Source organism: Sphaerisporangium sp. NPDC005288 (genome assembly GCF_040607475.1).
Classification (GTDB): domain Bacteria; phylum Actinomycetota; class Actinomycetes; order Streptosporangiales; family Streptosporangiaceae; genus Sphaerisporangium; species Sphaerisporangium rhizosphaerae.
The window spans coordinates 83,297-106,894 of the sequence record NZ_JBEXGT010000011.1; the positions used below are offsets into that span (position 1 = coordinate 83,297).

Below are 23,598 nucleotides of genomic sequence, written 5' to 3' on the forward strand. Positions count from 1 at the left end.
GGCCCGAGGGGGCTTGTGACGGGAGGGCGGCCCCGTCGGTCACGGGGCTGACGGCGGGAGCCGGTGCGCTTCACGGCTCTTTCTCATCGTCATATCTTTCGGCTTATATCGTGCGATCTGCGCCCGGGCCGCCATTCCATTCACGGCGGTGGAGCCGGGTCGCCGGCGGTGATTCTGCGGTACCGGCCGGGTGGGGCTTTTCTGGGTGCCGGGTCGCGGCCATTTTCTCTCGGGGCGTTCGGCGGGGCGATCGTCTTTCTGTCGTGAATTCGGTCGCCGGTCAGTCCCAGGTGGTTCCGGCGGTGCGGGAGTAACCGTCCCACGTGGTGCCGGCGGTGCGCGAGGCGGCGTCCCAGGTGGTGCCGGCGGAACGGGTGGCGGTGGCGGCGGAGAAAGCGGTGGAGGTCATTTCGTTCTCTCTTTTCTCGAGGGCTTTTCGTTTCGTCCTTGCACGAACAACTCTCCGGCATTCACGGCCCCCGGGCCAGACGATTCGGCGGCAGCAAGCTGCACGGCCGTGACCGCTTCCTGCCATCGGGCGGCGCGCGTGCCGGCCGGGCCGCCGGCGCTCCTGGCGGGAGCCGCCGGCGAGGAGGCCGGACGCGGGCGCGCCGAGGGAACGTGCTGGCGCGGAGGGGTGGTGCGGGGAAGGGGAAGGCGTCTCGGACGACGGGGCCACGGGCTGCGGGGCGGAGCGGGGAGCCGCTCGCGTCGCCGGGCGTCGCATCCGGTCGGCCGGGCCGAGGGGAATTCCCATATCCGGTGCCGGCCGGGTTCTCTCTGGTTCTCCCGCCGTCGTCGCGGACCGGTGGCCCGTTCGTACCGGCGGGATGTTTCTTCTCTGTGCCGTCGGCGGGCGGTGCCGCCGGTCTTTTCTGTCGGAAAGGCTTTCTCAGCGGGACATCAACGGACGGGGCCTGTTATCCGGGCGGAATATATCGTCAGTCCCAGGTGGTTCCGGCGGTGCGGGAGTAACCGTCCCACGTGGTGCCGGCGGTGCGCGAGGCGGCGTCCCAGGTGGTGCCGGCGGAACGGGTGGCGGCGGCGGCGGAGAAAGCGGTTGAGGTCATTTCATTTACTCTTTTCCGGAGTGTTTTCGTTTTGTCCTTGCACGAACAACTCTCCGGCATTCAAGCCCCCCGGACCAGACGATTCGGCGGCAGCAAGCTGCACGCCCGTGGCCGTTTCCTGCCACCTCTCCGCCGCCAGGTCCCGGACGATCTGCCAGATCCGGTGCGATTCGGGCGTCCGGCCGCGCTACAGTCCCCGGGTGGTGAGATCACGTCCGTTCTGGCGGCTGACGGCGGCGGAACGCCAGGTGTGGGAGGCGTATCCCTCCGGGGCATGGGTCGATCTGCGCACCGGTGACCCCGCCCGCGACGACCCGGCCGGTGGTGGCGCCTGGGGGCCCGAGCGCACCGTGCGGGCCGAGCTGGTGACCGCCCTGATGCTCGGCGCCCGTCCCGCCAAGCCCGGCCAGGTGGCCGGGCTGCGGCTCGCCGGGGCGCGCATCACCGGGATGCTCAACCTGTCGGACGCGACGCTCACCAGCAAGCTCCACCTGCTGAACTGCCACCTGTCCGGCACGGTGTCCCTGACCGACGCCACCACCAAGGGCATGCGCTTCCGCGGCTGCGACATCCACCGCATCCGCGCCGCCCGCTGCACGGTGGACGGCCTGCTGGAGCTGGACTCCTGCACCGTCCACGCCGGGGTTCGGCTGGACAACGCCCACGTCACCGGCCAGCTCCGGCTGGCGCGGGCCCGCCTGATGGCCCCCGACCTCGACCAGAGCGGCCCGCAGAGCCACCGGCCCTCCGAGAGCTACCTGGAGGACGTCCGCCGGCCGTTCAGCGACGCCGAGAAGCGGGAGCGGGGCTGGGACCAGAACCACTGGGCGCTGTGGGCCGGCGGGCTGACCGTGGAGGGCGGCGCCTTCTGCCGCGACATCCGCACCGTCGGCGGCCTGCGGCTCATCGGCGCCAAGTTCAACAGCGGCCTGTACCTCCAGCGCGCCGTGATCAAGGGGACCGGCGGCCACGCCGTCTACGCCGACCACATGCAGGCCAGCAGCGTGGAGTTCAGCGCGGGCTTCACCGCCGAGGGCACCGTGCGGCTGCGCGGCGCCCGGGTCACCGGGGTGCTGTCGTTCGACCAGTCCGTGGTGAGCGCGCAGGGCCGCGCGCTGCACCTGAGCCACATGCAGGTCGACGAGCTGATCCTGACGCCGGCCTCGATGGAGGGCGGGGTCAACCTCGGATACTCGCGCGTGGGCGTCCTGCTCGACCATCCCGGGGCCTATCCCGGCCACGTGCACCTGAACGGGTTCGCCTACGAGTCGCTGCGCGGCGAGGCCCGGCTGGCCGACCGGCTGTCCTGGGTGAGCCGTGACCCGGGCGGCTACCGGCCGCAGCCGTACGAGCACCTGGCCGCCTGGTACCGCAGGATCGGCCACGAGCAGGAGGCGCGCCGGGTGCTGCTGGCCAAGCAGCGGGCGCGCCGCTCGACCATCGGCCCCACCGGGCGCCTGGCCGGGCTGCTGCTGGACCTGATCGTCGGGTACGGGTACCGGCCGTGGCTGGCCGGGGTGTGGTTCGCCGTCCTGCTGGCCGCCGGCACCGCGGTCTTCGCCACCCATCCGCCCTCCCAGGTCGGCCTGGACGAGCGGCGGGTGTTCCACCCCTTCCCCTACACCCTGGACCTGCTGGTGCCGGTGAGCGTCTTCGAGCTGCGCGGCGCCTGGGAGCCGGTGGGCTGGACGCAGTGGCTGGCCAACATCCTGATCGCCTCGGGGTGGATCCTCGCCACGGCGCTGATCGCCGGCGGCACCCGCGTCCTACGCCCGTCCAATCCCTGACCGGGGCTCGCGACCGTCCTGGACGGCCTGTCCGGGGACGCCGGGCCGCATGGACGTCCCCGCCTTCCGGGGCGCCGGGCCGGCGGCGGGGGCGTCCTCGACGCGCAGGCGCGGCATCGCCTGGGGATGGTTCTCGCGGATGTAGGCGACCAGGTGCTCGCGGACGTCGCACTTGAGGTCCCACACGCTCGGCGCGTCGGAGGCGCTCATGAGCGCGCGCAGTTCCACCAGGCCGTTGGCCTGGACGTCGGTCACCTGTAGGGTCCAGTCCTTCTGGTCCCACAGCGGGTGCTCGCGCAGGCACCGGTACAGCTCGGCCCGCAGCTCGTCGACGGGCACCGTCCAGTCGACGTAGAACATGACGTGCCCGACGACGCGGCTCTCGTAGCGGGTCCAGTTCTCGAACGGCGTGGAGGTGAAGTAGGACACCGGCAGGATCAGCCGGCGCTCGTCCCACAGCCGCACGACGACGTAGGTCAGGGTCAGCTCCTCGATGCGGCCCCACTCTCCGTCCACGACCACGGCGTCGTCGAGCCTGATGGCGTCGCTGAAGGCGAGCTGCAGCCCGGCGATCAGGTTGCTGAGCGTGGACTGGGCGGCGATGCCGGCCACCACGCCGGCGATGCCCGCCGAGGCCAGCAGACCGGCGCCGAGCGCGCGGACGGCGGGGAAGCTGAACAGCATCGCCCCGGCGGAGACGACGATGATGACCGCGGCCGCCACCCGGCGGACCAGGGTGATCTGCGTGCGGATGCGGCGGGCCCTGCGGTTGCCGATGCCCTCGACGCCGTTGAGCCTGGCCAGCACCACGTCGGTCACCGCGTAGGCGGCCTGGATGACCAGCCAGGCCACGCAGGCGATCAGCAGGACGGTGACGGTCTGCTGCACCGCGAACTCGAACGACCTGCCGGACATCCCCGGCGCGTAGACCGTGTTGAAGGCGACCACGGCGGCGGTGGCGAAGCCCGGCCACGTGCACCGCTCGACGACCGGCCCGGCCAGGGAGAAGCGGCCGTTGACCCTGCGCGACCGCAGCACGCGGCGCAGCAGCTCGACGGCGACGAGCGCTGCCAGGACGACGACGACCAGGACGATCCAGTTCACTGCCGATGACACGGGCGGCATCCCCTTCTCCGGTTTCCCCACTGTCGCACCGGCCGGGCGCCGGCGGACCGGCCCGGCGCCCTCGGCTTTCACCAGGGCCCGGACCGGCTCCGGCGATCCTTAACCAGACTTTGATCCGGAAACCACCCGCAACGGGGTGATAAACCTCACACGAGGTCCCGCCGCACGGTGACACGGCGCTCCGGGAGCGGTCAGAACACCTCGTCCAGGCTCACGGTGCCCTCCACCGCCACCTGGTAGGCCGACACCCTGCGCTCGAAGAAGTTGGCCAGCTCCTGCACGTCCTGGAACTCCATGAACGCGAACGGATTGGCCGTCCCGTACCGCTCCGGCAGGCCGAGCCGCGCCAGCCGGCGGTCGGCGACGTACTCCAGGTACTCGCGCATCCGCTCCGCGCTCATCCCCGCCAGGCCATCGCCGCACAGGTCGCGGGCGAAGGCCAGCTCGGCGGCCACCGCCTCCTCGATCATCCGGGTCACCTGGGCGCCGAGCTCGTCGTCGAACAGGTCCGGCTCCTCCGCGCGCACCGTGTCGACCACCGAGAAGGCGAACTCCATGTGCATGGACTCGTCGCGGAACACCCAGTTGGTCCCGGTGGCCAGCCCGCCGAGCAGGCCCCGCGAGCGCAGCCAGTACACGTAGGCGAAGGCGCCGTAGAAGAACAGCCCCTCGATGCAGGCGGCGAAGCAGATGAGGTTGAGCAGGAACGCCCGCCGGTCCCCCCGGGTCGACAGGCGCTGGAGCGCGTTGATCGAGTCGATCCAGCGGAAGCAGAACTCGGCCTTGTCGCGGATGGAGGGGATGTGCTCGACGGCGGCGAACGCCTTGGCCCGCTCGTCGTGGTCGGGCAGGTAGGTGTCCAGCAGCGTCAGGTAGAACTGGACGTGCACGGCCTCCTCGAACAGCTGCCGCGACAGGTAGAGCCGGGCCTCGGGCGCGTTGAGGTGCTGGTACAGGTTGAGCACCAGGTTGTTGGCCACGATCGAGTCGCCGGTGGCGAAGAACGCCACCAGCCGGTTGATCAGATGACGCTCGCCCGCGCTCAGCTCGGCCAGGTCGGCCAGGTCGGACTGCAGGTCCACCTCCTCGACCGTCCAGGTGTTGCGGATGGCGGTCCGGTAGCGCTCGTAGAACTCGGGGTAGCGCATCGGGCGCAGGGTCAGGTCCATGCCGGGGTCGAGCAGCATCACTGGCAGGCCTCGCAGATCTCGGGGTTCTCAAGGGAGCAGGCGACGGCGTCCTGGTCGAGCGCCTGAACGGGCCCGGACGCGGGTAGGGAAGCGGGTGGGAACGCCGGCGCGCCGGGGCCCGGGGCCGCGGCGGGCGCCTGGGCGGCGACGGTGGCCTGCGCGATCCGGGTGGCCGGGCGCGAGCGCAGGTAGTAGGTCGTCTTCAGCCCGGCCCGCCAGGCGTAGGCGTACATCGAGGAGAGCTTGCCGATGGTGGGAGCGGCCATGAACAGGTTCAGCGACTGCGACTGGTCGATGTACGGCTGGCGCGCGGCGGCGAGGTCGATCAGCGCCTTCTGCGGCAGCTCCCAGGCCGTGCGGTACAGCCGCCTGAGGTCCTCGGGGATCTGCGCGATCTCCTGCACCGACCCGTCGGCGCGCTTGACGGCGTCCCTCATCTCGGGCGTCCACAGCCCGCGCTGCCGCAGGTCGCGCACCAGATAGCGGTTGACCTGCAGGAACTCGCCCGACAGCGTCTCGCGTTTGAACACGTTGGACACCTGCGGCTCGACGCACTCGTAGCAGCCCGCGATCGAGGCGATCGTCGCCGTGGGCGCCACGGCCAGCAGCAGCGAGTTGCGCAGGCCCGTCTCGGCGATCCTCGCGCGCAGCGCCTCCCACTCCTGCGGGTGGGCCGGGGTCGCCTGCGGGAAATGGTCCAGGTGCAGCACTCCACCGGCGGCGCGGGTGTCGGCGTAGGAGGGGTGCGCGCCGTGCGCGGCGGCCAGGGCGGCCGAGGCGCCGTAGGCGGCCAGGGCCATCTCCTCGGCGATCCGCGTGGACAGCGCCAGCGCCTCGGGCGAGTCGAACGGCAGGCGGGCCGCGAAGAACACATCGGCCAGGCCCATCACGCCGAGGCCGATCGGGCGCCAGCGGCGGTTGGCCGCCTCCGCCTCGGGCGTCGGGTAGAACCCCCGGTCGATGGACCTGTCCAGGAAGCGCACCGCCGTCGCCACCGTCGCCCGCAGCCGCGCCCAGTCGACCTCGCCGTCCACCAGGTGGGCGGCCAGGTTGACCGAGCCGAGGTTGCACACGGCGGTCTCGGCGTCGCTGGTGACCTCCAGGATCTCGGTGCACAGGTTGGACAGGTGGATGACGTTCTGCGGGCGCGCGGTCTGGTTGGAGGCCCGGTTGGCGGCGTCCTTGAAGGTCATCCAGCCGTTGCCCGTCTGGGCGAGCGTGCGCATCATGCGGCCGTACAGCGTGCGGGCCGGCAGCTGACGGACGTGCCGGCCGGCGGCCTCGGCCGCCCGGTAGGCGCGGTCGAACTCCTCGCCCCACAGGTCGACCAGCTCGGGGACGTCCTTGGGGTCGAACAGCGACCAGGTGCCGTCGGCCTCGACGCGGCGCATGAACTCGTCGGGGATCCAGTTGGCCAGGTTGAGGTTGTGGGTGCGGCGGGCGTCCTCGCCGGTGTTGTCGCGCAGTTCGAGGAACTCCTCGACGTCGGCGTGCCACGGCTCCAGGTAGACGCAGGCCGCGCCCTTGCGCCGGCCGCCCTGGTTGACCGCCGCGACGCTGGCGTCCAGCGTCCGCAGCCACGGCACGATGCCGTTGGAGTGCCCGTTCGTGCCCCGGATCAGCGAGCCGCGCGACCGGACGCGGGTCCAGGAGATGCCGATGCCGCCGGCGTACTTCGACAGCCGCGCCACCTGTCCGTACCGCTCGTAGATGGCCTCCAGCTCGTCGCGCGGGGAGTCGAGCAGGAAGCACGACGACAGCTGCGGGCGCCGGGCGCCGGAGTTGAACAGCGTCGGCGAGCTGGGCAGGTACGACAGCGTCGAGATCAGCCGGTACAGCTCGCCCGCCTCGGCGACGCCGTCGGCCAGGCCGCACGCCACGCGCAGGAAGAAGTGCTGCGGCGCCTCCAGGACGCCGCGGGTGACCGGGTGGCGCAGCAGGTAGCGGTCGTAGACGGTGCGCAGCCCGAAGTACTCGAACCGGGCGTCCCCCTCGGGGTCGACGAGGGCGTCCAGCTCGGCGGCGTTGTCCCGCACGAACTTCGCGAGGGCGTCCTGCACCAGGCCGGCCTCGTGCGTGGCGGCGACCGACTGCGAGAACGACCGCACGCCGTGCGCGGCGGTCTCCTCGGCGATCTCCTCGGCCAGCAGGCGCGCCGCGACCCGGGAGTTGGCCGGGTCGGCGATGACCCGCGCGGCCGCCTCCTCGATGGCCAGGCGCCGGTCCGCGGCCCGCCGCCCGCCTCCGCCACCGTCGTCCTCCCGCGAGTGGGACGGCGGCAAATCGCGTGTCACGGTCACGTGCTCTCTCCTCGTGCGCTCGAATCCCCGTACGAGGGCACGCGGCGGCGCACGTCCGGTGAGCGGCACCCTGCGGGCACGCCGGACGACCCCGTCACGCGGCCCACCCTCGAGGCCTGGACGACTCCAGCGTCACCGGCAGGTTTTCGGGCTCGCGGGCGCCTGGCACATGCCTACCGGCCGTCGCTTCCCAGGCCGCCGACTATCGCGGCCCAGTGCTCATATGACGGCTTTCGTTCCCGCTCACCGCTGCGGGGCAGCCCCGGAATCTCACCGGGTTCCCTCTCACGTCGCCCCGGGGGGCGAACCAGCGACGATCAGGATCCTACATCTAGTGGCCCCGAGCGCAAGCACCCCCACAGGTTGTGTACGCGACCCCACTCAAGCGGGCGCGGGCGATGCCCCGGCCGCCTCGGCACGGCCCCGCTCCCTTGGTGCGATGCGGCGCCTCAGACGCGCAGGCCGAGTTCGCCGAGGGCGCGGCCGAGGCGGGCGGACTCGACACGGAGCCACTGCCGGAAGTCCTCCCCGTCCAGGTACAGCGGCGCCCAGCCGTTGCGGGCGCACACCTCCCTCCAGCGCGGAGAGCCGGCGACGTCGTGGCACATCCCGGTCAGCGCGGCCCGGTCGGCCTCGGACAGGACGCCCGGCCCGACCAGCCCGCGCCAGTTCGCGCAGTCCACGTGCGTGTCGCACTCCAGCAGCGTCGGCGCCTCCACGCCGGGGAGGCGGTCGGGCGAGGAGACGGCGAGCGCGCGCAGTTCACCGGCCTTCAGGGCGGCGCGCACGCCGTTCTGGCCGGCCAGGACCGCGCCCACCTCACCCTTGGCCAGGGCGGTGACCGCCTCGCGGCTGGTGGGGTAGGCGACGTAGCGCAGCAGGCGCGCGTCCACGCCGAGGCTCTGCGCCAGCATGCCGAACAGCACGTGGTCCACCCCGCCCTCGGCCCGGCCGCCCAGCGCGAGCCCGCCCGGGTCGCGGCGCACGAGGTCGGCGAAGGCGCCGAAGGTCGCGAGGCGGGAGCCGCCCGGCACCACCAGGGCCTCCCACTCGCCGCACAGCCGGGCCAGCGGCGTGGTTCCCGCGAACGCGGTCGCCTGCCGCGCCGCGCCGACCGTGCCGACCAGCTCGGGGTCGGCCAGCAGCACCTGCCCCGGGCGCCGCGCCCGGCCGAACTCGCTCAGCGCGGTGTACTGGGGCCTGTTCACCACCTGGAGCTCCCGCACCAGGGCGTCGCGTTCCGCGACCGTTTTGAGCGCTCGCGCGACGCGATCGGCTTCGCCGCCGGACGGGCCTGGTACCACGACGGGCAGGGTCGCGGACCCGAGCCTGCGCGGACCGGAGGGTTCGGCGCATCCCGCCGCCAGCGCCACGAGCCCGGCACCGAGCGCGAGCACCTGCCGACGACGCATACTTCACGCCCTTTCCCCCGTTATTGAACTAAATGCCCATTTCCAGCTCCACACACACGCCCGCCTCCCCCGGCGGGCCGTCCGCTGCGAACCCCTCTGGACTCCGCGCCGGCGCCCGGATCGTCACGATCCCCCGTACGGGGGACGAGGTTCCCGTCCCGGGGGGAGTCGGCGGCCCGGCGGCCCGATGGAACGTGGGAACGCGCGAGTCCGCGCACCCCACCCACGTCCCCCAAGGGAGCGACCGTGTCCCCCGCACCGACCACCCCGCCCAGCACCCCCGCGGACCCGCCGAGAAACCCACCCGGCCCCGCGCACACGTCCACGACGCCGGTCGGCGCCCCGCTCCGCCACGCGTCCACGCCGAAGGACACCGCAGGCGCCCCGTCCAGGCGCACGGACGCCTCCGAGGAGGCGACGGACGTCCGGTCCCGCCACGCGACCGCATCCGGCGACAGGGCGGGCCTGCCGTCCGGCCGTGCGGGCGCGGCCCCGGGGGCGGCGCCGGGGGCGGCGCCGCGCGGCGGAGCGGTCGCGGGCGGGTGGACCGGGTACGCCGCCGCGGCGTGGGCCGCCGTCTACGGCTTCGTGGCGCTGTCCTGGACGATGACGGGGAGGGGGTACCCGTTCGAGGGCCCGTCTTCGGCAAGAGCCGCGCCCGTCCTGCGCGGGGTCTCCGCCGAGGTCGCCGCACCCGTCTTCGCCGGCGTCCTGCTCGCGACCTCGGTCGCGGTGCTCGCCATGGCCGGGCGCCACGCCGTGCGCCCGCGCGGGCTGCCGCGCGCGGCGCTGCTGACCTTCGGCTACGCCGCCGCCCTCTCCCTGATGGTCCTGGTCCCCGGCGCCGACCTGCTCGCCCTCACCGGATACGCCCCCATGCTGATCCTCGGCGCGCCCTTCGGCTGGCCCAAGGGCATCGACTACTCCACCGTGTTCGACTGGTCGCTGCTGAACCAGGCATGGTCCCTGGCCGGCGGATTCCTCGTGGGCGCCGCCGTCCTGTCGTGGCAGCGCCGCGGCCGGGGCGCCTGCGGCCGGTGCGGCCGCGACGGCGACGTGCCCGCCGCCGCCCGCGCGCGCACCGCCGCCTGGGCGCGCCTCGCCACCGCCGCCGCCGTCGTGATCCCGCTGCTCTACTCGGTCAGCCGCCTCGCCTGGCTGGCGGGCATCCCTCTCGGCATCGACCCGGCGATGCTGCGCGGCCTGCACGAGAGCGGCGGCGTGTGGGCGGGCGCGGGCCTGGCGACCTTCGCGGTCGTCGGGGCGGTGCTCACCCTCGGGCTCGTCCAGCGCTGGGGCGAGGTCTTCCCGCGCTGGATGCCCGGGATCGCCGGGCGCCGCGTCCCGGTCCTGCTCGCCGTGATACCGGCGGCCTACGTCTCCCCCGTGGCGTTCGCGGCGGGGCTGGGCATCGTCACCTCGCCCGCGATGTGGCACATCACCGGCTACAGCGTGGTCCTGGTGATGACGCACGCGCTGTGGCCGTTGTGGGGCGTCGCACTGGCGGTCGCCACCTACGGCTACTATCTGCGGCGGCGGACGGCGTGCCGCTCCTGCGGGCGGAAGGGCTGAGCGGCCGTGCCGGTGATCTCCGACGACGCGCTCGCCGCGTGGACGCGCCGGTCGCTCGCCGGCGTCGACGAGCTGCTGCGCTCCACGCTGCGTAACCCGCGCGATCCCTTCCTCACCACCGTGGCCACGCACCTGCTGAACGCCGGCGGCAAGCGCCTGCGCCCGACCGTCGTCCTGCTGGCCGCGCGGTTCGGCGACCCCGCCCACCCCCACGTGGTGCGCGCCGCGGCGGCCGTGGAACTCATGCACGTGGCCTCGCTGTACCACGACGACGTCATGGACGAGGCTCCGGTCCGCCGCGGCGCGCCCAGCGTCAACGCACGGTGGGGCAACCGCGTGGCCATCCTGGCCGGTGACTACCTGGTGGCCAAGGCGGGCGAACTCGCCGCGCCGCTCGGCGCCGCCGCCCTGGAGGCGCAGGCCCGCATGCTGACCCGGCTGGTCACCGGCCAGCTCCGCGAGACGGTCGGGGCCGGTCGCGGCGACGACCCGGAGCGGTACTACATGAGCGTGATCGCCGACAAGACGGCCGCCCTGTTCGCGCTCGCGGCAGGACTCGGGGCGCGCGCGTCCGGGGCGACCGACCAGGCGGCCGGCGCGCTGGAAGCCTACGGGGAGGCGCTGGGCATCGCGTTCCAGCTCTCCGACGACCTGCTCGACCTGTCCGAGCCGACGGCGCGGGCCGGCAAGCCGTCGAACGCCGACCTGCGCCAGGGCGTGGCCACCCTGCCCCTCCTGCGCGCCCTCGCCTCCCGCCGCTCCCGCGGGCGGGACCGCGCCCTGGAGACGCGGGGAACCGGCAGGCGCACCTCCGGCATGCCGGAAACCGGCGGGCACACCGCCGGAACACCGGAAACACGCGAGAAAGCCGACTCGGCGCTGCTGCGGCGTCAGCGGCGAGACTCGGCGCGGTTGCGGAGGATGTTCGCCTCCGGACGGATCACCGGCGGCAGGGACGTCGCGCAGGCCGCCGAGCTGCTGCGGCGCTCGCCCGGTTTCGCGCAGGCGCACGCGGAGGCCCGGCGCCACGCCGACGACGCCCGCCGGGCACTGGAGCCGCTGCCGCCCGGCCCCGCCCGCGACGCCCTGCGCGACCTCTGCGACCACGTCGTCTCCCGCGCCACTCCCCCGGCCCCGCCTCCTGACACCGGCCCCTGACCCGGTCTCCCGGCACCCGCCTCCGGATACCGGTACGCCCGGCCGCCGGCGTCATGAGCCCCATCGGGCATGCCGGCGAGGTCACCGTCCGGCCGGATCCCTCACCGACCCTTCCGGCATACCGGGCACCGGCCACCACGGGCCCGGCACACCCGGCGTCCTCACGGAGCCGGCGGGGCGATGAAGCCGGACTCGTAGGCGGCGATGACCGCCTGCGTGCGGTCGCGGGCCCCGAGCTTGGCCAGCACGTTGCCGACGTGGGTCTTGACCGTCTCGGCCCCGACCACCAGCCGGGCGGCGATCTCGGCGTTGGACAGGCCGGTGGCCATCAGCCGCAGCACCTCCTCCTCCCGTTCGGTGAGCCGGGCCCGCCGGAGCCGGTCGGCGGCCGGCCCGCCCGGGGCGCCGCGGCCGTGCGCGCCGGCCAGGCGCCGGATCGCCGCCGGGAACACCAGCGACTCCCCCCGCGCGACCAGCCGGACGGCCTCCACGACCTCGGCCGGGCGGGTGCGCTTGAGGACGAACCCGCTGGCCCCGGCCCGCAGGGCGTCGTACACGTGGTCGTCGTTCTCGAAGGTGGTGATGACCAGGACGCGCGGCGGGGTGCCGGACGCGGCGAGCAGCCGGCGGGTGGCCTCGATGCCGTCGATGGCGGGCATGCGCACGTCCATGAGGAGCACGTCCGGCCGGGTGCGGGCGACCATCGCCATGACCTCGGCCCCGTCGGCGGCCTCGCCCACCACCTCCAGGTCGGGCTGCGCCCCGATGATCACCCGCAGGCCGACCCGGACGAGCTCCTCGTCGTCGACGATGCCCACCCGGATGGTCACGCGCCCTCCCCCTCCTCCACCGCGCCGGCCGCCCCCTCACCGGGACGCCTCGGCCCCCCGCCCGCCGGTCGTCGTACCGCCTTCCGGCCCTGCTCCGCCGGGAGCCGGACCGAGACGCGCCAGCGCCCGGACTCCTCGCCCGCCGTCATGGCGCCGCCGAGCAGGGTGACGCGCTCGCGGATGCCCGCGAGCCCTCTGCCCCCCGCCTCCCGCGCGCGCCGCCCGGTGACGGGATTGGACACCTCGATCGCCAGCGTGCGGCCGTCGGCGGCGACGCGCAGCGTCACGGGGACCGTGCCCGCGTGCCGGAGCGCGTTGGTCAGGCATTCCTGGACGATGCGGTACCCCTCCCGCGACACCGGCTCGGGCAGGCCGGCCAGCGAGCCCTCGATCCGCGTGCTGACCGCCGCGCCGGTGCCCCGCGAATGGGCGAGCAGGCCGTCGAGGTCCGCCATCCCCGGCCACGACGGCGGCTCGGGCTCGCGCAGCATGCCGAGGACGCGGTCGAGGTCCTCGGTGGCGGCGCGCCCGGTCTCCTCGATCGCGATCAGGGCCTGCCGCGCGAAGGCCGGATCGGTGTCCAGCAGGTGGAGCGCGGCACTGGCCTGCAGCATCGTCACGGTCAGCGCGTGCCCGATGGAGTCGTGCAACTCGCGGGCCAGCCGGTTGCGCTCAGCGAGCCTCGCCGCGCGCTCCTCCAGCGCGGCGATGCGCTCGGCCGCCGACGGCCCGAGCAGGACGGGCGCCATGACCGCCGCCAGCGCCCCGAGCCCGGCCACGGCGTACACGACGCCCACCAGCAGGGCGACGCCGACCGGCAGGAGCAGGCCGCCGCCCTGCTCCTCCAGCGGCCCGAGCCACGGCGGGTCCACCGTGCCGCCGGCCGCGCCCGCCCACCGCACGACGAGGATCACCCCAGTCACCAGGGGGATCAGGATCAACGCCCCGACGAGCCCGCCCACGGCGAGGTGGACGGCGAACCACAGCGCCGCCCGCGACCGGGTCTCCCAGGCCGCTCGCCCCCGCTCGGCCGTCTCGGGCGGATCGGGCAGATCGACGCCCAGCAGCGAACGCGCGGCGACGATCTCGAGCGCCCTGGTGCCGCGCAGGAACGGCGGCACCACGCCGATCGCGACCGTCAGCGCGAGCACGAGCGCCAGCACCCCGCGCGGCACCTGGCCGACGGCGAAGGTCTGCGCGAGCATGCCCGCGACCAGCAGGTACGGCAACAGCAGCACACCGCCGAGCAGCAGATGCACCGCCCGCCGATAGGTCCCCCCACTGACCAGCGGCCTCACCGCCGCCCGCACCGGCACCCCGTCATTCTGCCCGCCCCGCCCCGGCGTCCAGGGCACGGGGAGACCCGCGGTGCGGCACGGCGGCCGTGCGCGGTGCCGGCTCCCGGCGCCCCTCTCACCGGGGGCCGTTCAGGGCGGTGAGGTAGTGCTGCCGCGCACGACCAGGTGGGTGGCGAGTTCGACGCGGTGATGCTCCGGGGGGTCACCGGCGGCCAGGGCCATGACGAGCTCCGCGGCGGCGGCGCCCATCTTGGCCAGCGGCTGGTGCACCGTGGTCATCGGCGGGTCGGCCCACTGAGCGAGCGGCAGGTCGTCGAACCCGACGACGCTGAGGTCGCCGGGCACCCGCAGCCCCGCGCGCAGGGCCGCCTGGTACACCCCCAGGGCCTGAAGGTCGTTGCCCGCGAAGACGGCGGTGGGACGGTCCGGCAGGGCGAGCAGCGCCTCCGCCTCGGTGCGGCCCGCCTCCACATAGAGCGGGCAGGTCCGCAGAAACCGGGGATCGACGGGGACGCCCGCGGTGTCCATGGCGGCGCGGTAGCCGTCGAACCGGGCGCGGCAGCACATCACGGTCAGCGGCCCACTAATCACCGCGATCCTGCGGTGCCCGAGCTCCAGCAGGTGCCGGGTGGCCGACAGGCCGCCGTTCCAGTTCGTCGCGCCGACCGAGGGGACCCGGTGACCCGGCTCGCCGTACGGGTCGAGCGCGACGAGCGGGATGGACCTGCTGGCGAGCTGCGCGTGCTTGTGGTCGCCCAACTCGGCCGAGACGGCGATCACACCGGCGGGGCGCCGGGCCAGGACCTCCTCGATCCACTCGCCGTGGGGAGAGTTGTGTCCTTGCATGTCCGTGACGGCCACGGTGTGGCCGTAGGAGCGGGCGACCTGGTTGACACCGCGGATGAGCTCCAGCGCCCACAAGCTGTCGACGGCCTGGAAGAGGATCTCGATGATGGCCGTGGACTCGGCCCGCTCCGGCCGGCGCTGCCAGCCGTGCTCGTGGATCAGCTCCTCGATCCGCCGCCGTGTGGCCACCGACACGCCGGAGCGTCCGTTGATCACCTTGGACACGGTCGGCGGGGACACCCCGGCCAGCGCGGCGATCTGCGCGACCGTGACCTCCTGGCGGCGCCGCGGTCCTATCTCAACGGGAGGGCCTGTGCTGGTCACGGATCGAGTCTACGGAACGAGCACGAAGCATTCGTGAAATGTTCAGAATCATTCGTGAAATCGACGCGGTGACCTGCGGCAGAGCGACCAGTCCGCCCGAGAGGTGTCCTCCGATCCCGTCTCAATCCCATGATGCGGTAACGAAACATGAAGGCCGGAGGTGTTCATCATGAAGAGACCACGCTGGAGGGGCCGCCCCCGGGCGGCCCTGTCCATGGCGCTCGCCGTCGGGGTGGCGTCGTTCGCCGTCGTGACCGCGACGAGCCCGGTGCAGGCCCTCGCCCGCCCGCCGCTCGGACAGAGCATCAAGGTCAACCAGGTGGCCTACGCGCCGGGCATGGCCAAGCAGGCGACCGTCGTCACCTCCTCCTCCTCGCCGCTGACCTGGAGCCTGCTCAACGGCTCCGACCAGGTGGTGGCGACGGGGACCACGACCGTCTTCGGGCAGGACGGCCCGTCGGGGGACACGGTCCACAAGATCGACTTTTCCTCGTACACCGGAACGGGCACAAACTTCGTGCTCACCGTGGGCAACGAGTCCAGCCGGTCCTTCGACATCGGCGCCGACGCCTGGAAGAAGCTGCCCTACGACGCGCTGGCGTTCTTCTACCACCAGCGCAGCGGCATCGCGATCGACGCGCAGTACGTGGGAAGCCAGTACGCCCGGCCCGCCGGCCACCTGAACCTCTCGCCCAACCAGGGCGACGACAACGTGCCCTGCCGCAGCGGCTGCGGATACCGGCTCGACGTGCGCGGCGGCTGGTACGACGCGGGAGACCACGGCAAGTACGTGGTCAACGGCGGCATGTCGGCCTGGCAGCTGGTCAACATCCACGAGCGGGCCAAGTACGTCTCCGGCGCGAACGGCGCGGCGTTCGGCGACGGCACCATGGCGATTCCCGAGCGGGGCAACGGCGTGCCCGACGTCCTCGACGAGGCCCGCTGGGAGATCGAATTCATGCTGAAGATGCAGGTCCCGAGCGGGCAGTCGCTCGCCGGCATGGCACACGCCAAGATCCACGACCAGGCGTGGACCGGCCTGCCGCTGCGGCCCGACCAGGACCCCCAGCCCCGCCTGCTGTCCGCGCCCACCACCGCCGCCACGCTGAACCTGGCCGCGTCCGCCGCGCAGTGCGCCCGGGTGTGGACCTCCATCGACTCGGCCTTCTCCAGCCGCTGCCTCACCGCCGCGGAGAAGGCGTACGCGGCGGCCAAGGCCAATCCGTCCGTCATCGCCCCGAGCAACGACGACCAGGGCGGCGGCTCCTACGTCGACACCAAGGTCACCGACGAGTTCTACTGGGCGGCCGCCGAGCTGTACGTCACCACGGGCAAGCAGACCTACCGCGACGACCTCACCCGCTCGTCCCTCTACTACGGCAGGAGCTTCACCAACGAGGGCGCGCAGTGGTCGGAGGTCGGCTCGCTCGGCGACATCACGCTCGCGCTCGTGCCGAACGGCCTGACCTCCACCATCGGCCAGCAGTTGCGCGACCGTTTCGTCAGCAACGGCGACACACTGCTCGCCGCGATGCGCGGACAGGGCTACCCGGTGCCGTTCGCGCCCTCGGGCGGCGGCTACATCTGGGGCTCGAACAACCTGATACTCAACAACGCCGCCCTGCTCGCGCTCGCCTACGACTTCAGCGGGCAGGAGCGCTTCCGCACCGGCGTGTTCGAGACGATGGCCTACGAGTTCGGGCGCAACCCGCTGGGCCAGTCGTATGTGACCGGGTACGGCGACCAGCCCTCGCGCAACGTCCACCACCGGTTCTGGGCACACCAGCTCGACTCCTCACTGCCCATCGCACCGCCCGGCGCGCTCGCCGGCGGCCCCAACAGCGGGCTGCAGGACCCGGTCGCCCAGGCCCGGCTCAGCGGGTGCCGGCCGCAGAAGTGCTACCTCGACGACATCGAGGCATGGTCGGTCAACGAGGTCGCGATCAACTGGAACGCGGTGCTGGCGTGGGTGAGCGCCTGGACCGCGGAGAAGGCCGGCCCGGCCCCGAGTCCGTCGCCCTCCGCCACCCCCACCCCGTCGCCCTCCGCGACGCCCAGCCCCAGCCCGTCACCGTCGCCTTCGCCGTCCCCCAGCCCCAGTCCCTCTCCGTCCCCGAGCCCCAGTCCCTCGCCGTCACCTTCCCCCTCGCCGAGCCCGTCGCCGTCGGGGAACACCGGTGACGCCTGCACCGCGACGTACGCCCTCACCAACCAGTGGCCCGGCGGCTTCGGGGCGACCGTCACCGTGAAGAACACCGGGGCCGCCACGATCAGCGGATGGACGGCCACCTGGACCTTCCCCAACGGCCAGACGATCAGCCAGCTCTGGAACGCCTCGTACACGGTGAGCGGATCGACCGTGAAGGCCGCGAACCTGTCCTGGAACGGCACGCTCGGGGCCGGCGCCTCCACCTCGTTCGGCTTCAACGGCTCCTGGAACGGCACCAACGCGATTCCGTCCCAGGTGACCTGCGCTCCCGCCTGACGAACACGGCCCCGCGCGACGACTCCCGGCGCGGGGCCGGCCTATGGCAAAAATGCAGTAGTGACCGATCCGGCCGGAAATGTGAGGATTGGAGTCGTTTGCCGTTGAGTGATAGGTGAAAGCATGTCAGACGAGCACGGCCGCAGGGCGCTGGTGGTACGGGGCGGCTGGGAAGGTCACGTCCCGGTGGAGGCCACCGACCTCTTCATCCCCTTCCTGGAGAAGCAGGGATTCGAGGTACATCGAGCGGAGTCACCAGCCCCCTACGCGGATCCCGCGTTCATGTCCGGGGTCGACCTCATCGTGCAGTGCTACACCATGGGCACGATCGAGCCGGAGGAACTGCGCGGGCTGGAGGCCGCCGTCCGCGCCGGCACGGGACTCGCGGGCTGGCACGGCGGCATCGCCGACTCCTTCCGCGCCTCCTCCGACTACCTGCACCTCATCGGCGGGCAGTTCGCCTGCCATCCAGGAAAGGATCCGGCCGAGCGGGAAGGCTCCCCGGCCGACAACTTCGTCCCCTACACCGTGAACATGCTGCCCGAGGCGAGCACCCACCCCATCACGGCGGGCATCGCGGACTTCGACCTGGTGACCGAGCAGTACTGGGTGCTGGCCGACGACTACGTCGACGTGCTGGCCACCACGACGCAGAAGGTCCGCCCGTGGGACCCCTGGCACCGCGAGGTCACCTCGCCCGCGATCTGGACCCGCCTGTGGGGCGACGGGAAGATCTTCGTCGCGACCCCGGGACACAGCCTGGACGTCCTGAACGACGACAACGTGCGCACCATCATCGAGAGGGGGATGCTGTGGGCGAGCCGGTGAACGTCGGCGTCGTCGGGTGCGGCGTCATCTTCGCCCAGTACGGCCAGACCATCGAACGGCTGCCGGGGCTGCGGCTGACGGCGGTGGCCGACCTCGACCTCGAACGGGCCAGGGAGGCCGTGCGGCCCTACCCGGGCGTCGAGGTGCTGAGCGTGGCCGAGTTGATGGCCGACCCGCGCATCGACGTGGTGCTCAACCTCACCATCCCCGCCGCGCACGCCGAGGTCGCGTTGCTGGCCATCGCGGCCGGAAAGGACGTCTACTGCGAGAAGCCCCTGGCCGCGAACGCCGTGGACGCCGCGCGGGTGCTGCGCGCCGCCGCCGACGCCGGGGTGCGCGTGGGGTGCGCGCCCGACACGGTGCTCGGCGTCGGCACCCAGACGGCCCGCAAGGCCATCGACGACGGCCTGATCGGCAGGCCGGTCGCCGCGACCGCGACCATGATGACCCCGGGCCACGAGATGTGGCACCCCAACCCCGACTTCTACTACGCCCCCGGCGGCGGCCCGCTCCTGGACATGGGCCCGTACTACATCACCAGCCTGATCACCCTGCTCGGGCCGGTGACGACGGTCGTCGGCGCCGCCGGGCGCACCCGGGACAAGCGCGTCATCGCCTCGGGCCCCCGCCGCGGAGAGGAGATCCCGGTCACCATCGACACCCACGTCACCGGCGTGCTCGTCCACGCGTCGGGGGCGATGTCCACGCTGGTGATGAGCTTCGACGGGGCGGCCACCACCGCGCCCAAGATCGAGGTGCACGGCGAGCAGGGCTCGCTCTCGGTACCCGATCCGAACCACTTCGACGGGCCGGTCATGCTGGCGAAGGTCGACGAGCGGAGCTGGGAGCCCCTTCCCGTCTCGGCCGGCTACCTCGAGGCCGGGCGCGGGGTGGGGCTGGCGGACCTCGCGGCGACCCCGGCGGGCCGGGAGCCCCGCGCGGGCGGGACGCTGGCCTACCACGTGCTGGAGGTCATGGAGTCCCTGCTGTCCGCCGCGCACTCGGGGACGGCGGTGCCGCTCACCAGCACCTGCGAACGTCCTCTTCCCGTCACCCTGCAGCCGGCCGGGTGAGCGGCCGCGCGCGCTCGCGGCAGGTGACCGGCCGCACGCGCCACAGCGGCAGGTGAGCGACCGCGCGCACCGCACCGCAGGTCCTCGTCGCGGGGCGCCCTCGCCCCGCGACGGCGACCTCGGCGTGACCTCGCGCTCGCGGTGGCCCCGCGCTCCGCGGTGACCTCGCGCTCCGGCGTGACCTCGCGCTCCGGGGTGGCCCCGCGCTCAGGGGGACTCGCGCTCGCGGTGATCTCCGGCCCGGGCGCGATCGCCGCGCTCCCGCCGCGCCGCGGGCGGGAGGGGCCCGGCCGGTGAGGCTACCGGCGGCGGCCGCGGGGCTTCAGGCGGATGGTGGGCAGCGGCGGGGCGGGGATGCGGGCGAGGGCGGTGCCGCCGACGTCACCGAACGCGGCGCCCTGCTCCCACTCCTTGCGAAAGCGCTCGATCTCCTGCTGGTCACGGCCGACGAAGTTCCACCACATGAGGATCTCCTCCTCGAACGGCTCGCCGCCGAGCAGCAGCGCCCGGCCCTGCCCCGCAGAGGCCAGGGCGATCTCGGAGCGTCCGCTGCCCAGGTAGAGCAGCGGGCCGGGGGTCAGGCGCGTCCCGTCGGCCTCGACCTCGCCGGACAGGGTCAGCACCGCGTACTCGAAATCGGGGCGCAGGGGCAGCGTGATGGCCGACCGGTCGTCGAAGGCGGCCTCGGCGCCGGTCAGCGGGCTGTGGACGCGGGCCGGCGACACCAGCCCGGCGAGCTCTCCGGCGAAGACGGTCACCTGGACGCCGGGCGCGACCAGGCGCGGCAGGTCCGCGTGGTGCTCGAAGGACGGTTCGGCGTGGCGGGACGCGCTGGGAAGCGCCACCCACAGCTGCACGCCGTGGATCACCGAGTCCGGCCGCACCGACTCCTCGGAGTGGGCGATGGCGCGGCCGGCCGTCATGATGTTCAACCGGCCCGGACCGATGAGCTGCTCGCTGCCGACGCTGTCGCGGTGCAGCACCTCGCCCTCCAGCAGCCACGTCACCGTCTGCAGGCCCGTGTGCGGGTGCGGGCCGACGCTCATGGTGGCCCGCTCGGGGCCGTAGTGGTCGAGGAAGCACCAGGCGCCGACCATGCGGCGTTCGCGGCCGGGCAGCGTCCGGGTCACCTTGATGCCGCGCGTGCCGCCGAGGACGACGTCGCGGCCGGCCAGCAGCTCGCGGACCGGTCCTTCTGCGGCCTCGCCCTCGCCGCCGCAGGCGGTCTCGTGCGGTTCCCGTTCCAGATTGCTCACCCGTGCACAATACGATCCGCCGACCGATGCCCGGAATGTCCCGCCACCTGCGCCGCGGTCCCCTGCCCGCCCTGCCGCGGCGTCCCGGCGTCCCGCGGTTCCCAGGCATCGAAGCGTCCCGGGCGTCCCGCGGTTCCCAGACGCCGAAGCGTCCTGGGCGTCCCGGGGCGTCCGCCGCGGGACGGGGACGCCACGGGCCGGCGGGCGGCGCGGCTACTCGACGGTGACGCTCTTGGCGAGGTTGCGCGGCTTGTCGACGTCGCGTTCGAGGGCGACGGCGGCGTGGTAGGCGAACAGCTGCAGGGGGATGCCGAGCAGGATCGGGTCCAGCTCGACCTCGTTCTTCGGGACCACGATGACGTCCTCGGCCAGCTTGGCGTCGGGGACGCGGTGGCCGACCATGAGCACCTTGCCGCCGCGGGCGCGGATCTCCCCGAGGGTGGTGAGGTTCTTGTCGAGCAGTTCGTCGTCGGGCACGATGGCCACGGTCGGCATGTCGGGGCCGATGAGGGCCAGCGGGCCGTGCTTGAGCTCGCTCGCCGGGTAGGCCTCGGCGTGCACGTAGGAGACCTCCTTGAGCTTCTGGGCGCCCTCGCGGGCCACCGGGTAGCCGCGCACGCGGCCGACGAACATCATGCTCGGATGCGGGGCGTACTTGCGGGCCAGGGCCTCGATGGCGTCGTTCTGCTTGACGATCTCGGCGATCTGGTCGGGCAGCCTCTGCAGGCCCTCGACGATGCGCCGCCCGTCGGCGGGCGACAGGTCGTGCACCCGGCCGAAGTGCAGGGCGATGAGCGCGAACGCCACGGCGGTGGAGGTGAAGGCCTTGGTGGAGGCCACCGAGACCTCCGGCCCCGCGTGCAGGTAGACGCCGCCGTCCACCTCGCGGGCGATCGCGCTGCCGACCGCGTTGACGACGCCGAGCACCCGGCCGCCCTTGCGCTTGAGCTCCTGCACGGCGGCCAGGGTGTCGTAGGTCTCCCCCGACTGGCTGACCGCGACGTACAGGGTGTCGTGCTCGACCACGGGGCTGCGGTAGCGGAACTCCGAGGCGGGCTCGGCGTCGGCGGGGATGCGGGCGAGCTCCTCGATGAGCTGGGCGCCGATCTGGCCGGCGTAGTAGGCGGAACCGCAGCCGATGATCTTCACGCGGCGGAAGGCGCGGGTCTCGCGGGCGTCGAGGTTCAGCCCGCCCAGGTGGGCGATGTTGAACCGGCCGTCCAGGCGGCCGCTCAGCGTGCGGGCGACCGACTCGGGCTGGTCGGAGATCTCCTTGAGCAGGTAGTGCTCGTAGCCGCCGGTGTCGTAGTGGCCGGCGTCCCAGTCGACGGTCAGCGGCTCCTTGGAGGTGGCGCGGGCGTCCATGGTGAAGGTGCGGAACCCGTCGGCCTTGAGCACGGCCAGCTCGCCGTCCTCCAGGTGCACCACCTGCCGGGTGTAGCGGATGAGGGCGGCCACGTCGGAGGCGGCGAACATCTCCTTCTCGCCGATGCCGATGACGATCGGGCTGCCGTTGCGGGCGACGACGATCTCGCCGGCGCGCTGGGCGTCCAGCACGGCGATGCCGTAGGTGCCGACGATGCTCTTGAGCGCCTTGCGGACCGCCTCCTCCAGGGAGTCGGTGTCCTCGACGGTGCGGGCGATGAGGTGGGCGAGCACCTCGGTGTCGGTCTCGGAGAGGAAGACCGCGCCGTCGGCGACGAGCTTGGCCCGCAGCTCGCCGGCGTTCTCGATGATGCCGTTGTGGACGACCGCGACGCGCTGCGCCGTGTCGAGGTGGGGGTGGGCGTTGACGTCGTTGGGCACGCCGTGGGTCGCCCAGCGGGTGTGGCCGATGCCGAGGCCGCCCTTGAACCGCGCGGGCACGGCCGCCGCCAGGTCGGCCACCCTGCCCTTGACCTTGCGCAACTTCAGGCCCTTGTTGCCGACGACGAGACCGGCCGAGTCGTAGCCGCGGTACTCCAGCCGCTGCAGGCCCTCCAGCAGGATCGGCGCCGCGTCCTTCGGCCCGACGTAAGCCACGATTCCACACATATAGATCTCCTTGGCGTTAGCCGTAAACGATGCGGCGCAGTTGGCGCAACGACAGCCCGGGAGCCGCGACGGGGCGGGCGGAGAGCTCGGCGGCGATGGTGGGGAAGATCTGCTCGTTGGTCATGCCGCGCGCCTTCATCTCGCCGTGGCGGCGGCGGACGTACTCCTCCAGGGACTCCGAGAAGTACGCCACGACCTCGGCGACCACCCGTGCCGCCTCTCCCGGGCGAAGCAGGGTGGTGCGGGTCAGATGCGCGATCAGATCTTCGTGGGAATGCTGCCGTGCCGTTGACACAGGGCGAGACTTTACGCAGGAAAACGGCGGCACGCCAAGAATCCTGCCCGATTCCGGGCAACGATACGCACCCGAGCGTCTCGATCCAGCCCCATCTCGCCGCGCCGCGCCCCTGGTACGGGTGCGATTCCACCCTCCGGTACGCACCCCTGTTCCGCGTGGACTGTGCACGCGCGGCCCGGGGACGCGCTAGAGTCATCTGCGTACCCGGAGAGCGGTTCCCTCCGAGGTCATGCGGACGTGGCTCAGCTGGTAGAGCATCACCTTGCCAAGGTGAGGGTCGCGGGTTCGAATCCCGTCGTCCGCTCGGAAAGATCCTGGTGGAGTGGCCGAGAGGCGAGGCAGCGGCCTGCAAAGCCGCGTACACGGGTTCAAATCCCGTCTCCACCTCGACGGGATCTCGCACCGCCGGGATCCGGTAAAGTTGAAAGGCATCGCACGGGCGTCACCGCCCGGGTGATCATGCGGACGTGGCTCAGCTGGTAGAGCATCACCTTGCCAAGGTGAGGGTCGCGGGTTCGAATCCCGTCGTCCGCTCTGATCTTCATCGAGGGCGATTAGCTCAGTGGGAGAGCGCTACCTTGACACGGTAGAGGCCACTGGTTCAATCCCAGTATCGCCCACCACCTCCGTCCCCAGGCCGCATGGCCTGGGGATTTTCACGTCCTCGCCCGCTCCTGCTCGGTGGCGAGCCGTCCGGGTTCGCGGGGCTGGC

At 72.9% G+C, this 23,598-nt stretch carries 18 protein-coding genes, 4 tRNA genes and 1 riboswitch; of the genes, 10 read left to right on the plus strand and 12 right to left on the minus strand.

Annotation, left to right across the window (positions count from 1 at the left end; genetic code table 11):
• Positions 1-280: 280 nt before the first annotated feature.
• Together ABZU32_RS13050 and ABZU32_RS13055 are read right to left on the minus strand one after the other, a co-directional pair.
• Complete coding sequence (locus ABZU32_RS13050) at positions 281-409, minus strand: hypothetical protein (RefSeq protein ID WP_354849000.1); 129 nt, start codon at positions 407-409, stop codon at positions 281-283.
• Between the two features lie 532 nt (positions 410-941).
• Positions 942-1,070, minus strand: coding sequence for a hypothetical protein (locus tag ABZU32_RS13055; protein WP_354921177.1), 129 nt, complete (start codon positions 1,068-1,070; stop codon positions 942-944).
• 200 nt (positions 1,071-1,270) lie between these two features.
• On the opposite strand from ABZU32_RS13055, the gene ABZU32_RS13060 reads away from it, so the two are divergent.
• Positions 1,271-2,857 carry a pentapeptide repeat-containing protein gene (locus ABZU32_RS13060; RefSeq protein ID WP_354921179.1) on the plus strand — a complete coding sequence of 529 codons (1,587 nt, stop codon included), beginning with the start codon at positions 1,271-1,273 and terminating at the stop codon, positions 2,855-2,857.
• Here the strand turns inward: ABZU32_RS13060 and ABZU32_RS13065 are convergent.
• The 4 genes from ABZU32_RS13065 to ABZU32_RS13080 form a co-directional block, all read right to left on the minus strand.
• A complete protein-coding gene (locus tag ABZU32_RS13065; protein ID WP_354921182.1) occupies positions 2,837-3,973 on the minus strand; it encodes a mechanosensitive ion channel domain-containing protein in 1,137 nt (378 codons plus the stop codon). The two genes, ABZU32_RS13060 and ABZU32_RS13065, sit on opposite strands and share 21 nt — an antisense overlap.
• Before the next feature lie 200 nt (positions 3,974-4,173).
• Positions 4,174-5,169 carry a ribonucleotide-diphosphate reductase subunit beta gene (locus ABZU32_RS13070; protein WP_354849008.1) on the minus strand — a complete coding sequence of 332 codons (996 nt, stop codon included), beginning with the start codon at positions 5,167-5,169 and terminating at the stop codon, positions 4,174-4,176.
• Positions 5,169-7,472, minus strand: a complete 2,304-nt coding sequence (locus ABZU32_RS13075; protein WP_354921185.1) for a ribonucleoside-diphosphate reductase subunit alpha — start codon at positions 7,470-7,472, stop codon at positions 5,169-5,171. Before ABZU32_RS13075 ends, ABZU32_RS13070 begins: the two co-directional genes overlap by 1 nt.
• Before the next feature lie 119 nt (positions 7,473-7,591).
• A riboswitch (cobalamin riboswitch) is annotated at positions 7,592-7,799 on the minus strand.
• A 122-nt stretch (positions 7,800-7,921) separates the two neighbouring features.
• Positions 7,922-8,884 carry a tripartite tricarboxylate transporter substrate-binding protein gene (locus ABZU32_RS13080; protein ID WP_354921188.1) on the minus strand — a complete coding sequence of 321 codons (963 nt, stop codon included), beginning with the start codon at positions 8,882-8,884 and terminating at the stop codon, positions 7,922-7,924.
• Between the two features lie 246 nt (positions 8,885-9,130).
• Here ABZU32_RS13080 and ABZU32_RS13085 point away from each other — a divergent pair, with 246 nt between their 5' ends.
• The gene (locus ABZU32_RS13085; RefSeq protein WP_354921191.1) at positions 9,131-10,456 is read left to right on the plus strand and encodes a hypothetical protein; all 1,326 of its coding nucleotides are present in this window, start codon (positions 9,131-9,133) and stop codon (positions 10,454-10,456) included.
• A 6-nt stretch (positions 10,457-10,462) separates the two neighbouring features.
• Positions 10,463-11,614 (plus strand): polyprenyl synthetase family protein, encoded by a 1,152-nt coding sequence (locus ABZU32_RS13090; RefSeq protein WP_354921194.1) that lies wholly within the window; start codon positions 10,463-10,465, stop codon positions 11,612-11,614.
• A 161-nt stretch (positions 11,615-11,775) separates the two neighbouring features.
• Here the strand turns inward: ABZU32_RS13090 and ABZU32_RS13095 are convergent, their stop codons facing one another.
• The 3 genes from ABZU32_RS13095 to ABZU32_RS13105 form a co-directional block, all read right to left on the minus strand.
• Positions 11,776-12,444 carry a response regulator transcription factor gene (locus tag ABZU32_RS13095; RefSeq protein ID WP_354921197.1) on the minus strand — a complete coding sequence of 223 codons (669 nt, stop codon included), beginning with the start codon at positions 12,442-12,444 and terminating at the stop codon, positions 11,776-11,778.
• Positions 12,441-13,703, minus strand: a complete 1,263-nt coding sequence (locus tag ABZU32_RS13100; RefSeq protein ID WP_354921200.1) for a histidine kinase — start codon at positions 13,701-13,703, stop codon at positions 12,441-12,443. Before ABZU32_RS13100 ends, ABZU32_RS13095 begins: the two co-directional genes overlap by 4 nt.
• A gap of 168 nt (positions 13,704-13,871) precedes the next feature.
• Complete coding sequence (locus ABZU32_RS13105) at positions 13,872-14,912, minus strand: LacI family DNA-binding transcriptional regulator (protein ID WP_354921203.1); 1,041 nt, start codon at positions 14,910-14,912, stop codon at positions 13,872-13,874.
• A gap of 169 nt (positions 14,913-15,081) precedes the next feature.
• Between ABZU32_RS13105 and ABZU32_RS13110 the strand changes: the two genes are divergently transcribed.
• The 3 genes from ABZU32_RS13110 (at position 15,082) to ABZU32_RS13120 (ending at position 19,298) form a co-directional block, all read left to right on the plus strand.
• Positions 15,082-17,397: a glycoside hydrolase family 9 protein gene (locus tag ABZU32_RS13110; RefSeq protein ID WP_354921207.1), complete on the plus strand. Its 2,316-nt coding sequence runs from the start codon at positions 15,082-15,084 to the stop codon at positions 17,395-17,397.
• Positions 17,398-17,520: 123 nt separating this feature from the next.
• Entirely contained in the window at positions 17,521-18,225 is a 705-nt protein-coding gene (locus tag ABZU32_RS13115) for a ThuA domain-containing protein (RefSeq protein WP_354921210.1), read from the plus strand.
• Positions 18,210-19,298, plus strand: coding sequence for a Gfo/Idh/MocA family oxidoreductase (locus tag ABZU32_RS13120; protein WP_354921214.1), 1,089 nt, complete (start codon positions 18,210-18,212; stop codon positions 19,296-19,298). Before ABZU32_RS13115 ends, ABZU32_RS13120 begins: the two co-directional genes overlap by 16 nt.
• A 299-nt stretch (positions 19,299-19,597) precedes the next feature.
• Here the strand turns inward: ABZU32_RS13120 and ABZU32_RS13125 are convergent, their stop codons facing one another.
• From ABZU32_RS13125 to ABZU32_RS13135, 3 genes are all read right to left on the minus strand, one after another.
• Complete coding sequence (locus tag ABZU32_RS13125; protein WP_354921217.1) at positions 19,598-20,554, minus strand: pirin family protein; 957 nt, start codon at positions 20,552-20,554, stop codon at positions 19,598-19,600.
• 213 nt (positions 20,555-20,767) lie between these two features.
• A complete protein-coding gene (gene glmS, locus ABZU32_RS13130) occupies positions 20,768-22,588 on the minus strand; it encodes a glutamine--fructose-6-phosphate transaminase (isomerizing) (protein WP_354921220.1) in 1,821 nt (606 codons plus the stop codon).
• Between the two features lie 16 nt (positions 22,589-22,604).
• A complete protein-coding gene (locus tag ABZU32_RS13135) occupies positions 22,605-22,883 on the minus strand; it encodes a hypothetical protein (protein WP_354849060.1) in 279 nt (92 codons plus the stop codon).
• A gap of 234 nt (positions 22,884-23,117) precedes the next feature.
• Here ABZU32_RS13135 and ABZU32_RS13140 point away from each other — a divergent pair.
• From ABZU32_RS13140 to ABZU32_RS13155, 4 genes are all read left to right on the plus strand, one after another.
• Positions 23,118-23,190, plus strand: a tRNA-Gly gene (locus ABZU32_RS13140).
• A gap of 12 nt (positions 23,191-23,202) precedes the next feature.
• Positions 23,203-23,273, plus strand: a tRNA-Cys gene (locus ABZU32_RS13145).
• A gap of 74 nt (positions 23,274-23,347) precedes the next feature.
• A tRNA-Gly gene (locus tag ABZU32_RS13150) sits at positions 23,348-23,420 on the plus strand.
• A gap of 14 nt (positions 23,421-23,434) precedes the next feature.
• Positions 23,435-23,509 (plus strand) — tRNA-Val (locus ABZU32_RS13155).
• Positions 23,510-23,598: the final 89 nt, after the last annotated feature.

Coding starts and splice junctions, on each gene's coding strand:
- ABZU32_RS13115 (WP_354921210.1), top strand. CDS start 17,521: ATGTCAGACGAGCACGGCCGCAGGGCGCTGGTGGTACGGGGCGGCTGG.
- ABZU32_RS13110 (WP_354921207.1), top strand. CDS start 15,082: ATGAAGAGACCACGCTGGAGGGGCCGCCCCCGGGCGGCCCTGTCCATG.
- ABZU32_RS13070 (WP_354849008.1), bottom strand. CDS start 5,169: ATGCTGCTCGACCCCGGCATGGACCTGACCCTGCGCCCGATGCGCTAC.
- ABZU32_RS13055 (WP_354921177.1), bottom strand. CDS start 1,070: ATGACCTCAACCGCTTTCTCCGCCGCCGCCGCCACCCGTTCCGCCGGC.
- glmS (WP_354921220.1), bottom strand. CDS start 22,588: ATGTGTGGAATCGTGGCTTACGTCGGGCCGAAGGACGCGGCGCCGATC.
- ABZU32_RS13050 (WP_354849000.1), bottom strand. CDS start 409: ATGACCTCCACCGCTTTCTCCGCCGCCACCGCCACCCGTTCCGCCGGC.
- ABZU32_RS13080 (WP_354921188.1), bottom strand. CDS start 8,884: ATGCGTCGTCGGCAGGTGCTCGCGCTCGGTGCCGGGCTCGTGGCGCTG.